Raw genomic sequence first — 607 nt, 5'->3', positions numbered from 1 at the left:
TTTTTCCAGCCTACTGTTTTCCCGGTGATGTTGGAACGGTTTTTCAGTGGATTTTTGATCACAAGGTAGAGCACTTTGAGAGCGGCTTGTTCGTTGGGGAAATGGCCCCGCCGGCGGGTCGCCTGACGAAAGCGGGCGTTGAGGGATTCGATGGCGTTGGTGGTATACACGAGTTTCCGCAACTCTGGTGGATAGTCCAGGAACGGGATGAACTGCTCCCAGCTATTCTGCCAGAGTCGGATCATCGCCGGGTATTTTTCTTCCCACTCAGCGGAGAATTCCGTGAACGTTGTTTCGGCTGCGTGCACGGTCGGGGCGGTGTAGATCGTTTTAAGTTGTTTCGTGATCGCCGCCCAGTGTTTCTTCGAGGCGTAGCGAAGGCTGGCCCGCACGAGATGCACGACGCACTGCGCGACGGTGGCCTGTGGCCACAGTGTGGTGATCCCGTCCGGCAGCCCTTTCAGGCCATCACACGCGACCAGCAGAACGTCTTCGACACCGCGATTTTTGAGGTCGGACAGGTGATTGCGCCAGCCTTTCGCGCCTTCGCCGCCGGTACCGGCCCACAGGCCGAGCACGTCACGCTCACCAGCGGTGTCGATTCCGA

1 protein-coding gene is annotated in these 607 nt (G+C 58.6%); it reads right to left on the bottom strand.

Annotated features, from left to right (window positions below):
• A partial coding sequence (locus MOQ72_RS44205) for an IS256 family transposase (protein ID WP_242192048.1) occupies positions 1 to 607 on the bottom strand: 607 nt, incomplete at both ends.

This window comes from Saccharopolyspora soli, from assembly GCF_022678645.1.
Classification (GTDB): domain Bacteria; phylum Actinomycetota; class Actinomycetes; order Mycobacteriales; family Pseudonocardiaceae; genus Saccharopolyspora; species Saccharopolyspora soli.
This window is presented reverse-complemented; position numbering and strand designations above follow the sequence as displayed.